This is a genomic window from Bradyrhizobium sp. 33ap4, assembly GCF_032654765.1.
In the GTDB taxonomy this organism is placed as follows: Bacteria; Pseudomonadota; Alphaproteobacteria; order Rhizobiales; family Xanthobacteraceae; genus Bradyrhizobium; species Bradyrhizobium australafricanum.
In genome coordinates, this window is record NZ_JAUMTJ010000055.1 from 1 (window position 1) to 13,442 (window position 13,442).

General features: G+C 65.8%; 15 protein-coding genes. 10 read left to right on the forward strand and 5 right to left on the reverse strand.

All coding sequences use genetic code 11. From position 1 onward, the window contains the following. Positions 1-152: 152 nt before the first annotated feature. The 3 genes from Q2M23_RS32905 to Q2M23_RS32915 form a co-directional block, all read right to left on the reverse strand. The gene (locus Q2M23_RS32905) at positions 153-536 is read right to left on the reverse strand and encodes a carboxymuconolactone decarboxylase family protein (RefSeq protein ID WP_028336796.1); all 384 of its coding nucleotides are present in this window, start codon (positions 534-536) and stop codon (positions 153-155) included. Between the two features lie 253 nt (positions 537-789). After that, a complete protein-coding gene (gene pcaD / locus Q2M23_RS32910) occupies positions 790-1,572 on the reverse strand; it encodes a 3-oxoadipate enol-lactonase (RefSeq protein ID WP_092090128.1) in 783 nt (260 codons plus the stop codon). An 83-nt stretch (positions 1,573-1,655) separates the two neighbouring features. Beyond that, a complete protein-coding gene (locus tag Q2M23_RS32915) occupies positions 1,656-3,011 on the reverse strand; it encodes a 3-carboxy-cis,cis-muconate cycloisomerase (RefSeq protein ID WP_316398284.1) in 1,356 nt (451 codons plus the stop codon). Between the two features lie 210 nt (positions 3,012-3,221). Between Q2M23_RS32915 and Q2M23_RS32920 the strand changes: the two genes are divergently transcribed. The 9 genes from Q2M23_RS32920 to Q2M23_RS32960 all read left to right on the forward strand — a co-directional run bounded on the left by Q2M23_RS32920 (position 3,222) and on the right by Q2M23_RS32960 (position 10,684). Then, positions 3,222-3,668 (forward strand): SRPBCC family protein, encoded by a 447-nt coding sequence (locus tag Q2M23_RS32920; RefSeq protein WP_016840413.1) that lies wholly within the window; start codon positions 3,222-3,224, stop codon positions 3,666-3,668. Positions 3,669-3,823: 155 nt separating this feature from the next. Continuing rightward, a complete protein-coding gene (locus tag Q2M23_RS32925) occupies positions 3,824-4,309 on the forward strand; it encodes a (2Fe-2S)-binding protein (protein WP_028336799.1) in 486 nt (161 codons plus the stop codon). A 36-nt stretch (positions 4,310-4,345) separates the two neighbouring features. Further along, the gene (locus tag Q2M23_RS32930) at positions 4,346-5,152 is read left to right on the forward strand and encodes a xanthine dehydrogenase family protein subunit M (RefSeq protein WP_316398285.1); all 807 of its coding nucleotides are present in this window, start codon (positions 4,346-4,348) and stop codon (positions 5,150-5,152) included. 48 nt (positions 5,153-5,200) lie between these two features. Further along, positions 5,201-6,106 (forward strand): AAA family ATPase, encoded by a 906-nt coding sequence (locus tag Q2M23_RS32935; protein ID WP_076828515.1) that lies wholly within the window; start codon positions 5,201-5,203, stop codon positions 6,104-6,106. Between the two features lie 105 nt (positions 6,107-6,211). Continuing rightward, positions 6,212-7,414, forward strand: a complete 1,203-nt coding sequence (locus Q2M23_RS32940; protein WP_028336802.1) for a vWA domain-containing protein — start codon at positions 6,212-6,214, stop codon at positions 7,412-7,414. Between the two features lie 12 nt (positions 7,415-7,426). Further along, positions 7,427-7,750: an XdhC family protein gene (locus Q2M23_RS32945; RefSeq protein ID WP_018272401.1), complete on the forward strand. Its 324-nt coding sequence runs from the start codon at positions 7,427-7,429 to the stop codon at positions 7,748-7,750. Between the two features lie 2 nt (positions 7,751-7,752). Next, complete coding sequence (locus Q2M23_RS32950) at positions 7,753-8,454, forward strand: XdhC family protein (protein WP_316398286.1); 702 nt, start codon at positions 7,753-7,755, stop codon at positions 8,452-8,454. Further along, positions 8,451-10,055 (forward strand): NTP transferase domain-containing protein, encoded by a 1,605-nt coding sequence (locus Q2M23_RS32955; protein ID WP_076828520.1) that lies wholly within the window; start codon positions 8,451-8,453, stop codon positions 10,053-10,055. Before Q2M23_RS32950 ends, Q2M23_RS32955 begins: the two co-directional genes overlap by 4 nt. A 278-nt stretch (positions 10,056-10,333) precedes the next feature. Next, positions 10,334-10,684, forward strand: coding sequence for a DUF4189 domain-containing protein (locus Q2M23_RS32960; protein ID WP_371852140.1), 351 nt, complete (start codon positions 10,334-10,336; stop codon positions 10,682-10,684). A 45-nt stretch (positions 10,685-10,729) separates the two neighbouring features. Here Q2M23_RS32960 and Q2M23_RS32965 read toward each other — a convergent pair whose 3' ends face one another. Beyond that, complete coding sequence (locus Q2M23_RS32965) at positions 10,730-11,947, reverse strand: FAD-binding oxidoreductase (RefSeq protein ID WP_316398287.1); 1,218 nt, start codon at positions 11,945-11,947, stop codon at positions 10,730-10,732. 310 nt (positions 11,948-12,257) lie between these two features. Here Q2M23_RS32965 and Q2M23_RS32970 point away from each other — a divergent pair, with 310 nt between their 5' ends. Continuing rightward, a complete protein-coding gene (locus Q2M23_RS32970) occupies positions 12,258-12,668 on the forward strand; it encodes a DUF2000 family protein (protein ID WP_057018434.1) in 411 nt (136 codons plus the stop codon). Between the two features lie 28 nt (positions 12,669-12,696). Here the strand turns inward: Q2M23_RS32970 and Q2M23_RS32975 are convergent, their stop codons facing one another. After that, positions 12,697-13,335: a DUF4239 domain-containing protein gene (locus tag Q2M23_RS32975; RefSeq protein WP_316398288.1), complete on the reverse strand. Its 639-nt coding sequence runs from the start codon at positions 13,333-13,335 to the stop codon at positions 12,697-12,699. Positions 13,336-13,442: the final 107 nt, after the last annotated feature.

A 13,442-nucleotide genomic window follows, 5' to 3' on the forward strand; every position in this document is an offset into this window, starting at 1 on the left:
AAACGGCCCGGAATTACCGGGCCGTCGTCACTCTCGCTGCCATTGTTCTATGGATGCGCTAGTGTCCACACCACCTAAAGCGCGATAGTCTTCGCGCTTTAGTCGTTTTTTTCGCATGATCTTTTCGGAAAACCGCTTCGCACTTTTCCGGATCATGCTCCTAGCTCGGCAATGATCGCGCCGGCTTCCTTGACGGCGTGATTGGCCGCGGGCACGCCGCAATAGATCGCCTGCTGCAGCAGGATCTCCTTGATGTCCTCGGGCGTGAAGCCGCCCTCGGCGAGCGCGGCGCGCACATGCAGGCGGAATTCGTCCCACTGGCCGAGCGCGACCATGGTGCCGATCACAAGCACGCGCCGGGTGCGGTGATCGAAATGCGGCCGGGTCCAGATGTCGCCCCACGCATAGCGCGTGATCAGGTCCTGGAAGTCGGTGTTGAACGCGTTGCGGTTCTTGATCGACTTGTCGACCCATTCATTGCCGAGCACCTTGCGGCGCTGCGTCATGCCGTCGTCGCGGCGCTGATTGTCGTCCATGGATGTCTCCTCATGAAATCGTAGCCCGGATGGAGCGCAGCGCAATCCGGGGCTTCAGCGTTGGCCGAAAGACTTGTCCCGGATTTCGCTTCGCTGCATCCGGGCTGCGTGCTGATTGTCGCCCATAGAGCATCTTTCCCGGTTACGTCATTCCGGGGCGGTCCGCAGGACCGAACCCGGAATCTCGAAGTTATGGATGCGGATCGAGATTCCGGGTTCGATGCTTCGCATCGCCCCGGAATGACGATGACCGTTACCGTTGCGTCAGGAAGCCGACCACGGCCTCGGTGAAGGCGTGCGACTGCTCGACGTTGGAAATGTGCGCGGCATCGAGCAGCGTCATGCTGGCGCCGGGAATGCCGCTGCGGATCATTTCGCCTGCCGACACCGGCGTTGCCATGTCCTGCTTTCCCGCGATCACCAGGGTCGGGCTCTTGATCTTCGGCAGCAGGGCGCGTTGGTCGAGTGTCGATAGCGCCTCGCAGCAGGCGAGATAGCCTTCGACCGGCGAGGCAATCAGCATCGCCTTCATGCGCGCCGCGGTTTCCGGCTCGCGCTCGCGGAAATCGGCGGTCAGCCAGCCGGCGATCACGGCGTCGGCGACGGCGGCGATGCCGCCTTCCTTCACCGCCTTGATGCGGTTCAGCCAGTTGGTCGGATCGGGATAGTAGCAGGCGGTGTTGGCGAGGATGATCTTGCCGAATCTTTCCGGGGCATTCGCTCCCAGCCACTGTCCGACCATGCCGCCCATTGACAGGCCGCACCAGTGCACCTTCTCGATGTTGAGGTCGTCGAGGATCGCCAGCACGTCGCGGCCGAACCGCTCCATGGAGTAGGGGCCCGCCGGCACGCCGGATTTGCCGTGACCGCGGCGGTCGTAGCGGATGACGCGGAACAGCTGCGTCAGCGCCCGCATCTGCGGCTCCCACATCTGTAAGGTGCAGCCGAGCGAGTTCGACAGCATCAAGGTCGGTCCGCCGTCGCGGCCGTCCACCTGGACGTTGAGCAGGCACCCGTCGGCGTTGATCATCGGCATCGTCTTGTCCCTCTCGTCATGCGCTTGCCGGGTCATCTGCGCGAACATGCGCTTCGCGCTGTTGCCCGGCAATGACATCGTCGCTATTTGTCATCCAGTGAAGCCAGCAGGCGGTCGATCAGCGCTTGCGAGGCGCCCTGATAGGCCATCGGCTCGAACAGCTCCGCGATTCGTTTCGCGTCGAGATGCGCGGTGACCTTGGCGTCCGCCGACAGCACCTCGCGCAGGTGCTTCTTCTCCGCGACCGCGCGCTTGCTGGCGGCCTCGATCAGATGATGGGCGTCGCTCTTTCCGATCTTGTCGGCGAGCGCAAAGGTGACGGCTTCCGCCATGATCAACCCTTGAGTCGCATCGAGATTGACGCGCATCCGCGCCGCATCGACCTCAAGCCCTTCGGCGAGATCGACGATGGCAGCAAGCGCGCCCGAGGTCACCAGCATCAGGCCCGGCAAGGTCGGCCATTCCGCATGCCACGGACCGGCGCTGCGCTCATGATCCTGCACCTGCGCGGCGAAGATCGTCGCGGCGAGATTCGGCGCCATGGTCGCAGCCCCCAGCGCGCTCGCGGCGGCGACCGGATTGCGCTTGTGCGGCATGGTGGAGGAGCCGCCGCGGCCAGCGCCGGCAGGCTCGAAGGCCTCGCCGACATCGGTCTGCATCATCAGCGAAACGTCGCGCGCGATCTTGCCGCAGCTGCCGGCGAGGATGGCGAACACCGACGCGGCCTCGGCGATGCGGTCGCGATGGGTATGCCAGGGCGCATCCGGCAGGGGCAGATCGAGCTCTTGCGCAAGGGCGGCGGCGACCGCAAGGCCCTTATCGCCGAGCGCGGCGAGCGTCCCGGCGGCGCCGCCGAATTGCAGCGCCAGCGTCTCGCGGCGCAGGCGCAGCAAGCGCTTGCGGGAGCGATGCAGCGCCGCGGCATATTCGGCGAGTTTGAGGGCGAACGGCATCGGCAGCGCGTGCTGCAGCCAGGTCCGCGCCACCACGGCGGTGTCGCGATGGGCGCGCACAAGCCCGGCGAAGCCGGCGACGGCGCGGTCGAGGTCGGCCAGCAGCGCGTCGATCCCCGCACGCAACGACAGCATCGTCGCGGTGTCGATGACGTCCTGGCTGGTCGCGCCCCAATGCACGTAGCGCGCCGCCTCGGCGTCCGCCCTGGCGACATTGGCGGTCAGGGCCTTCACCAGCGGGATCGCCAGATTGCCGGACCGCGTCGCGGCGTCGGCCAGCGCGGCCAGGTCGAATGATTCGGCCTTGCAGGCGGCGCCGATCGGTCCCGCGCCAGCTGCGGGAATCACCCCGCAGGCCACCTCGGCGCGGGCCAGCGCGGCCTCGAAATCCAGCATGTTCTGCAGCGTAGCGGCGTCGTTGCACACCGCGCGCATCGCGGCGCTCGACAGCATCGGCGCAAGCAGGGGGGAGAGGGCTGTGCTCATGGCCGGCGACCTAACCACTGTCGCGCGTCGCTGCCAATGCCCCGGGGCTGCCTGCATTTTCAACAACGGGGATTGCGCGATTTCGTGAACGATCGGCTTGGCTTGCTGCGGTTGCGAATATGCATCGCTCATCCTCCGAAGGTGCCCTTTCCTTTGTGTCCCGCCTGCTTTACTTGGGGGAAAAGGTTCTAGCGATCGAGGAGGTCCCCCATGGCCATGACAATGACCGGCGAAGTCCAGCTTGCAGCGCCGCGCCAGGCTGTGTGGGACAAGCTCAACGATCCCGAAGTGTTGAAGGCCTGCATTCCCGGCTGCGAAGAGCTGGAGAAGACCGACGAGGGCGGCTTCCGCGCCACCGCCAAGATGAAGGTCGGCCCGGTCTCCGCCCGCTTCAAGGGCAAGGTCACCTTGAGCGATCTCGACCCGCCGAACGGCTACAAGATCTCAGGCGAAGGCGAGGGCGGGGTCGCCGGCTTTGCCAAGGGCGGCGCCACCGTGGGCCTTGCAGACAAGGATGGCGGTACGCTTCTGAGCTACAATGTGGAGGCGCAGATCGGCGGCAAGCTCGCCCAGCTCGGCCAGCGCCTGATCAACGGCGCCGCCAAGAAGCTGGCCGATGAATTCTTTGCAAATTTCGCCAAGGCGGTGCAGGGTTAGCCCCGCCTTTCGGCTGGATTATTCAGGTCCGGCCATGTCCTGGAGGGGTGGCTCGAAAGGTTGCCCATCGCGGGGCGCGCCCATATTATGCCGTCTGGAATGATTTAAAACCGCCTGCTTCGCCGATATGCGGTGGCGCAGATAAGAGAGTGCTGATGGCCAAGATTTCAATGATCGTGAACGGCAACCCCGTGAACGCGAATGTCGATCCCCGTACCCTTCTGGTCCAGTTTCTGCGCGAAAACCTGCGGCTGACAGGCACCCACGTCGGCTGCGACACCTCGCAGTGCGGCGCCTGCGTCGTGCATCTGGACGGCAGGGCGGTGAAGTCCTGCACGACGCTTGCGGTGATGGCCGACGGTCACGAGGTCAAGACCATCGAGGGGCTTGCAGCCGACGGTGCGCCGCTGCATCCAATGCAGGAGGCCTTCCGCGAGCATCACGGCCTGCAGTGCGGCTTCTGCACGCCGGGCATGATCATGACCGCGGTCGACCTGGTCCATCGCAAGGGCCACGAGCTCTCCGACGAGGTGATCCGCGAGGAGCTGGAAGGCAATCTGTGCCGCTGCACCGGCTACCAGAACATCGTTGCTTCGATCGCCGCCGGCGCCAAGGCGATGGCGAAGTCGGACCTCGCCTAGTCAGCAATTCATCGCGAGCGCGATCAGGACATTCCAATGTACGAATTCAAATATCACCGTCCCGGCACCGTGCGGCAGGCCGCCAACCTGCTGATGAAGAACGAGGACGCCAAGCTGATCGCCGGCGGCCACACGCTGGTGCCGGTCATGAAGCAGCGGCTCGCCAGCCCGCCGCATCTGGTCGATCTCTCCCACATCGAAGGTCTCGACACGATCGAGATGAAGGGCCGCTCGCTGGTCATCGGCGCCACCGCCAAGCATGCCGAAGTCGCGAACTCCGCGGTCGTGGGCGAGGCGATCCCGGCGCTGGCCGAGCTTGCCGGCCTGATCGGCGATCCCGCCGTGCGCCACCGCGGCACCATCGGCGGCTCGCTCGCCAACAACGACCCGACCGCCGACTATCCGGCCGCGGTACTGGCGCTGGGCGCGACCATCGTCACCAACAAGCGCCGCCTCAAGGCCGAGGAGTATTTCCAGGGCCTGTTCTCGACCGCGCTGGAGGCCGACGAGATCATCACCAAGGTGATGTTCCCCCTGCCGAAGAAGGCGGCCTACGTCAAGTTCCGCAACCAGGCCTCGCGTTATGCGTTGGTCGGGGTGTTCGTGGCCAAGCGTCCGTCCGACGTGCGCGTCGCGGTCACCGGCGCGGGCTCCGACGGCGTCTTCCGCGTCACCGCGTTCGAGGACGCGCTGAAGAAGCGCTTCTCGCACAAGGTGCTCGACGGCATCGCGGTTTCGGCTGACGGGCTGAACAGCGACCTGCACGGCAGTGCAGAATACCGCGCGCATCTGATCGGCGTTTTGACGCGCAGGGCGGTAGAAGCCGCGAACGCCAAGGACTAAGTACCAAGGCGTGACTTTGCTGACCTCTGTTCGAAGACTGGCTGTTCCATGAGTGCATCGGCGTTACCCACTTCCGTCGATGCGCTCGAGGATCTCCTGACCTCGCGCGGCTACCTCGCCGAGCGGTCGCTCGCGACCGTGACCTATCTCGCGCTGCGGATGGGCCGGCCGCTGTTCCTCGAAGGCGAGGCCGGTGTCGGCAAGACCGAGATCGCAAAAGTGCTGTCGGCGGCGCTCGGGCGCAAGCTGATCCGCCTGCAATGCTATGAAGGCCTCGACGTCGCCTCCGCGGTCTACGAGTGGAGCAGTGCGGCGCAGATGATCGCGATCCGCCTTGCGGAGGCTTCCGGCGATACCGATCGCGACCAGCTCGCCAGCGACATTTTCGCCGAACGCTTCCTGATCAAGCGGCCGCTGCTGCAGGCGCTCGAGCCTGATGTCGCGGGTCCTCCGGTGCTGCTGATCGACGAGCTCGACCGCGCCGACGAGGCGTTCGAGGCGTATCTGCTGGAAATCCTCAGCGACTTCCAGGTCACGATTCCCGAGCTCGGCACCGTGAAGGCGCCGGCGCCGCCGATCGTGATCATCACCTCGAACCGCACGCGCGAGATTCATGACGCGCTGAAGCGGCGCTGTCTCTATCACTGGGTGGATTATCCCACAGCCGAGCGCGAGCTTGCGATCGTCAAGTCGCGGGTGCCGAACATCTCCGCCAAGCTGTCGCAGCAGGTCGTCCGCTTCGTGCAGGCGCTGCGCAACCAGGATTTCTACAAGTCGCCGGGCGTCGCCGAGACCATCGACTGGGCCACCGCGCTGTCCGAGCTCGACGCCCGCTCTCTGACCCCGCAGGTCGTCGGCGACACGCTGGGCGCGCTCTTGAAGTATCAGGACGACATCGCGCGCATGCAGGGCGATGCGTTGCAGAAGACATTGAAGGAAGCGACGAGCGACTAGCCGTCATTCCGGGGCACGCGAAGCGTGAACCCGGAATCTCGCGCCGCAATCTCCAGATTCCGGATCCGCACTTCGTGCGGTCCGGAATGACGAGGCCAAATAACAATGGCGATCAACCACCTCGCGCCTCCGACCGGCCACATGGCCGACAACGTGATCGGCTTTGCCCGCGCGCTGCGGGCGGCCGGGCTTCCCGTCGGGCCGGGCTCGGTGATCGATGCGCTCGACGCGCTGCAGCTGATCGAGGTCGGCCATCGCTCCGATTTCTACGCCACGCTGGAAGCGATCTTCGTCAAGCGCCACGAGCACGCGCTGATCTTCCGCCAGGCCTTTATGCTGTTCTTCCGCGCCGCCGAGGAGTGGAAGAGCATGCTGGATTCGGTGCCGCTGCCGGACCACGCCAGGAAGAAGCCGCCGCCGGCCTCGCGCCGCGTCCAGGAGGCGATGGCGCAGCCGGCGCGGAGCGAGGAGCGGCCGCAGGCCCAGGAGCAGGAGCTGAAGCTCTCGGTCTCCGACAAGGAGATCCTGCAGAAGAAGGATTTTGCGCAGATGACCGCGGCGGAGATCGCCGAGGTGACGCGCGAGATCGCCAAGATGCGGCTGCCGCAGGCCGAGCTCGTGACCCGCCGCTACCAGCCGGATGCGCGGGGCCTGCGGCTCGACATGCGCCGCACCGTGCGCAACTCGCTGCGCACCGGCGGCGAGATCATCGACATCCGAAAGCTCGGCCGGATCGAGAAGCCGGCGCCGATCGTGGCGCTGCTCGATATCTCGGGCTCGATGAGCGAGTACACCCGCCTGTTCCTGCATTTCCTGCATGCCATCACCGACTACCGCAAGCGGGTCTCGGTATTCCTGTTCGGCACCCGCCTGACCAATGTGACGCGGGCGTTACGGGCCCGTGACCCCGACGAGGCGCTGGCGAGCTGCTCGTCCTCGGTCGAGGACTGGGCCGGCGGGACGCGGATCGCGACCTCGCTGCACAGCTTCAACCAGCTCTGGGCCCGCCGGGTGCTCGGGCAGGGCGCCATCGTCCTCCTTATATCCGATGGACTAGAACGGGAGGCTGATGCCAAACTGGCCTTCGAGATGGACCGATTGCACCGTTCCTGCCGCCGCCTGATCTGGCTCAATCCGCTGCTGCGCTACTCCGGCTTCGAGGCCAAGGCGCAGGGCATCAAAATGATGCTGCCCCACGTTGACGAATTTCGCCCGGTGCATAACTTGACGTCCATCAAGGGCTTGATCGGGGCGCTGTCATCCCCGCCGCCGGCGCACCACCGCAGCCTGATCCGTTCTGTTGCTTGAGGAGACGCTCTCATGCTCAACCGCGACGAAGACATTCTGCAGGCCGCCGAGACCTGGCAGAAAGAGGGCCATGGCGTGGCGCTCGCCACCGTGGTCGAGACCTGGGGCTCGGCGCCGCGCCCGGCCGGCTCGAGCCTCGTCATCAATGACGACGGCACCTTCCTCGGCTCGGTCTCCGGCGGCTGCGTCGAGGGCGCGGTCGTGACGGAAGCGCTCGACGTCATCGCGAGCGGCCAGCCAAAAATGCTCGAATTCGGCGTTGCCGACGAGACCGCCTGGAATGTCGGCCTGTCCTGCGGCGGCACCATCCGCGTCTTCGTCGAGAAGGTCGGTTAGCCGTGAAACTCGAGATCCTGAAAGAGCTGAACGCCGAGCGCGCCGCGCGCCGCCCGGTGATCATCGTTACCGACACCGCCAATGGCGATCAGCGCCTGGTCAAGGCCGCGGACATCGCCGCCGATCCGCTGCGCGCCGAGCTCGCAAAGCAGCTCAGGATGGGCAAGAGCGGCAATGTCGAGGTATCAGGCAAAAAACTGTTCCTCAACGTCTACGCGCCGACCGCAAAGCTCGTGATCATCGGCGCGGTCCATATCAGCCAGGCGCTGGCGGCGCTGGCGCGCTCGCTCGACTATGACGTCACGGTGGTCGATCCGCGCACCGCGTTTGCGAGCCCGGAGCGCTTCCCCGACGTGCCGCTGGTCGCCGAATGGCCCGACGTCGCGCTGCCGCCGCTCAACGTCGATCACTACACCGCCTTCGTCGCGGTGACGCATGATCCGAAGATCGACGATCCGGCGCTGCTGCACGCCTTCGACCGCAACTGCTTCTATATCGGCGCGCTCGGATCGCGAAAGACCCACGCCAAGCGCGCCGAGCGGCTGCGCGCGCAGGGCGCCAGGGACAGCGACATCGCGCGCATCCACGCGCCGATCGGCCTCGATATCGGCGCGGTGTCGCCGTCGGAGATCGCGGTCGCGATCATGGCCGAGATCACCGCGCAGCTGCGCTTGCCCCCCAAAGAAAAAGAAGAAGCGGCATGAAATTCGGTCCCGCCAGTCCGGCCGACGCGATTGGCGGCGTCACCGTGCATACCCTCCGCCAGGGCGCGCTGGTGCTCAAGAAGGGCACCACGATCGGCCTCGCCGAGGTCGAGGCGCTGACCAAGGCCGGCGTCGACGAGATCGTCGTGGTGCGGCTCGACGAGGGCGACGTCTCCGAGGACGCCGCGGCCGCCAGCATCGCGCAGGCGGTGGCCGGCGACGGCGTCAACGTCGAGCGCGCCTTCACCGGCCGCGCCAATCTGTTCGCGGCGCGCCCCGGCGTGCTGGTGATCGATCGCGCCGCGGTCGACCGTATCAACGACGTCGACGAGGCTATCACCTTCGCAACTCTCGCCGCGTTCAAGCCGGTGGTCGAGGGCGAGATGATCGCGACCGTCAAGCTGATCCCGTTCGGCGTCGAGGGGCGCTTACGCGATGCCGCCGTCGCGGTCGCCGGCAAGGATACGCTGCGGATCGCGCCCTATGTGATCCAGAAGGTCGGCGTGGTCTCGACGCTGCTGCCGGGCCTTGCGCCGAAGGTGATCGATAAGACGCTGCGCGTCACCGCCGAACGGCTCGCGCCGGCCGGCGCCACCATCATCGCCGAGCGCCGCGTGCCGCATGACGAGACGGTGCTGGCGGCCTCGATCAAGGAATTGCTCGGGCTCGGCGCCGAGCTCGTCATCGTGTTCGGCGCGTCCGCGATCGCCGATCGCCGCGATGTCATTCCCGCTGCAATCACTGAGATCGGCGGCGCGGTCGAGCATTTCGGCATGCCGGTCGATCCCGGCAATCTGCTGCTGATCGGCAGCGCCGGCGGCGTGCCGGTGCTGGGCGCGCCGGGCTGCGCGCGCTCGCCGGTCGAGAACGGCTTTGACTGGGTCTTGATGCGGCTGCTCGCCGGCATCAAGGTGACGCGATCGGATCTCACCGGCATGGGCGTCGGCGGCCTGTTGATGGAGATCGTGACGCGGCCGCAGCCGCGCACCGTGCCGGACACCGAAGGCAACCGCAACGTCGCCGCGATCGTGCTTGCCGCCGGCCGCTCGACCCGGATGGGCGGCCCGAACAAGCTGCTCGCCGAGCTCGACGGCAAGAAGCTCGCGCGCATCGTCGCCGAGCAAGCGCTGGCCTCGAAGGCTTCCGAGGTCATCGTCGTCACCGGGCATCAGGCCGAGCTGGTCGAGCAGGCGCTCGATGGCCTCAAGGTCAAATTCGTCCGCAACCCGGATTTCGCCGGCGGCCTCGCCAGCTCGGTGAAGGCGGGCATTGCGGCGGTGTCCGACAGCGCCGACGGCGCGATCGTCTGCCTCGGCGACATGCCGCTGATCGATGCGAAGCTGATCGATCGCCTGATCGAGACCTTCGCGCCGGACCGCGGCCATCTGATCGCGGTCCCGGTCAGTGAGGGCCGCCGCGGCAATCCGGTGCTGTGGTCGCGGCGCTTTTTCAAGGAGCTGATGACGCTCGACGGCGACATCGGCGCGCGTCACTTGATCACCAAGCATGCCGAGGTAGTCGCCGAGGTCCCGGTCGACGGCGACAGCGCCTTCCTCGACATCGACACGCCGCAGGCGCTGGAAGCGGCAAGACAGGGCTGAACATTCTCCGCGTCGTCCCGGCGAAGGCCGGGACCCATTACCACCAATCGTTGTTGTTGGTGGGATAGCGGCCAGAGCCTCGCGCAATCATCACCATCGGTGGCTATGGGTCCCGGCCTTCGCCGGGACGACGAGTGGATAGAATTCGCTCTCAACCCGTCATTCACCATCTGGAAACGACCCCTGCGTACAGTCCGCGCCGGGCTTTGGGGGATTTCCGCTTGATCATTTCGACCGCCGTCGCGCAGCGTCGCGCGTTGACGATTCTCGTCCTGACATTGCTGCTCGGCGCCACGCGTTTCTCCGTGGAAACCTTCGTGCCCAAGGCGCGCGCGGCCGGCGCGTTCGCGGTCGGCAAGTGCGGGGCCTATGGCCAGGCCTACGACTATCCGGCGGAAGGCGCGGCGCGCGCCGCCGCGCTGAAGCAGTGCAAGGGCGATTGCACCACCGTGACCATGAAGCGGGCCTGCGCCGCGCTCTCGATCGACATGAAGAATCCCTGCGGCGCCCATGGCTATGCCGTGGCGCCGAAGATCTCGAGCTCGCTCAATGCCGCGACCAGGAAGTGCTACGACTATGGCGGCAAGGAATGCGTGATCCGCGCCTGGGCCTGCGACGCCAAGGGGTAGGGCAGTCGCCGCAATCCGCCTGGTGGGCAAAGCGCGCTGCCGCGCTCAGACGGCGCCATAAAAGTGCCGGTATTGCCAGGCGGCGTCGCGCTCCAATTGGTCTTCGGACCACGATTGGTCTTTGAACCGCATGACCGACATCGGCGATAGATCGACGGGCGGCTTGCCGTCCACGATCCAGGCCGCAAGCGCCTCGCCGACGGTCGGCGAGATCGACAGACCGGCGACGTTGCACCCGCTCGCAAAATAGAAGCCGGTCACGCCGGCGGCCGGGCCGAGAATATGATGGCCGTCGGCGGTCATGGTCGGAATGCCGCCGCGAAACTCCCGCACCTTGGCGGTTTGCAGGAACGGGAGCTGGTCCTTGACCTCATCGGCGGCGGCATGAAGCACGCCGATGTCGAGCGGCATGTCCTTGACGTCGAAGCCGGCCCCAAGCGACTGCATATCGAAGAAGCGCGGCGTTTCCTCGTAGACACCCCACAGGAAGCCGCCCTGACATGGGCGGGCATACACCGCAGCATCCATGATGCGGATCATCGGCAGGTCGGCCCGCGCGCCATCCAAAGGCTCGGTCACGATCAACTGCTGCCGGGTCGGCACCAGCGGCACGCGGATCCCGCTCGCCTCCGCGACCTGCCGTGTCCACGCGCCGGCCGCATCGACGACAACCGGACTTTCAATGACGCCGTTCGCGGTGGTCAAGCCGATCACGGTGCCGCCGACGATGTTGACGGCGCGCACGTCAGTCTTCGGCAGCAAGGTTGCACCGTTGGCCGCGGCGGCTGTGGCGAAACCGACGGCAACCTGCGCCGGGTCGAAATACCGGTCGTCGCCGATCCGCATCGCCGCAACGACGCCCGTCGGCTGCAAGAACGGATTGAGAGCGCTCGCCTGTTCCGGAGAGATCAGCTCGACGTCGAGGCCGGTGCTGCGTCCGCGCTCGAAGTCGTCCTCGATCACTTCGGCGTCCTGCGGCCGGCGCGCAACCTTGAGGCTGCCCGAATGCACCCAGTCGAGCGGCTGGCCGGTTTCTTCCGTGAACGCCTCGATCTTGCGGCATGCGTCCTTGATGAGGCCAATCATCAAGTCGCTCTTGCGCGCACAACTCACCATGCCTGCCGCGCGGGGCGAGGTTTGCGATCCGATCTCATGCTTGTCGACAAGGGCGACGCTGAGACCTCCACGCTTGCTCAGGTAATAGGCTGTGGCCGCGCCCAATCCGCCCGAACCAATAACAACAACATCGGCCTTGCTGATCATGATGCAATGCCCTGAAATATGCTGATGGTCATCGAACGCCCGAAGCCTACTACGCGGCGCAGGAGCTGACTATCGCTTTCCGTCCCGGCACGGATCTGGCCTTTGCGACGTCGCACGGCTAGCGGTCGACGTGTGGGTTGAGCTTCTTCGCCGCAGCGATATCAGCTTCGCCAGCCGCGACGTCGCCCTTCGGGCGGGCAGGGTCCGCCCGTGGGTTGCTCAAGAAACTAACGTCAGCGCCTGGCGGGCAGATGAGGGATGCGCGGTCAGAACTGGCGTTTGTCGTCAACCTGCGGATAGATTTATCGCCATGCAGTTCGACACCAAGATCGCGGTCGTGATCCGCACCGACCTGGAAGTCTGGCAGAAGCTCAACGTGGCGTCGTTTCTTGCCGGCGGCATCGCGGCTTCCTTTCCCGAATGCATCGGCGAGAATTACGAGGACGGCTCGGGGACCAGATATCTCTCTTTGATCGGCCAGCCGATCCTGATCTACGGCGCCGACGGGCCTGCGCTGTCGCGGGCTCTGGAACGCGCGCTGGCGCGCAACGTGCAGCCGGCGCTCTACACCGAGGACATGTTCAAGACGACGCATGACGCCGCCAACCGCGAGGTGGTGAAGGCGGTCGTGCGCAGCGAGCTCAACCTGGTCGGCCTCGCCATTCGCGCCGAGCGCAAGGTGGTCGACAAGATCCTCGATGGGTTGAAGTTTCACACCTAGCGGACAGCGCGCGTGTGCGGTCCGGCGCTTATCGGCTAGCCTCCTTGTCCGGCATGATCTGCAGCAACGGCGTCGGCGCAATCGATATCTGGCCGGTGAATGGTCGATCGTGCGCGGCAATCAGCAGAACCGATGTGGCCACGCCGGTCGCGAACAGTCCCATCGCGATGGCGGATCCCAACCGGTTGTCGCAGTGAACAAGGGCAATGACCAATAGCTCGCAGATGGCCTGAAGGTAGAGGCACCACCATTTGATCGAGTCGACCTCCGTCTGGCTGACGATGATCCGTTGTCGTCGCGCATCGAGTGCCGAATTCAGATTGGTGATGATCTCGTGCTGCGTCGTCTGCTGGCCCGGGTTTTGCGCGGGCGTTGATACGACAAGCCGCAGCGCCGCGGTCAGCGCGGGGGGCGCTGCCTTGAGCGATGCAGCCTGGCGCGCCATCATCGGCCATTCCACGGCGACCGTTTCCTCGACGTAGTCGCGAACGAGGCCGCGCAGGCGCGTCTCCTGCTCCGGCGGCAGGCCGCTGGCGAGCAGGGTGACGGCGCGCAGCGAACTGGCTTCGCGGCTCACCGCCGCGGTGGCGCGATCACTGTCACTCCAGACCTGTGCCGCGGTGAACGCGACAAACAGGCCGAAAAGGATGCCGAGCACCGGCAACATGCCGGGAGAGATCGATTTGAAAGACGTTGCGCGCTCCTTGGTCGACAGGATCGCAACGCCTGCGAAAATGAGAACGGCAACAAGATAGGTGAAGCCGAAGACGATGA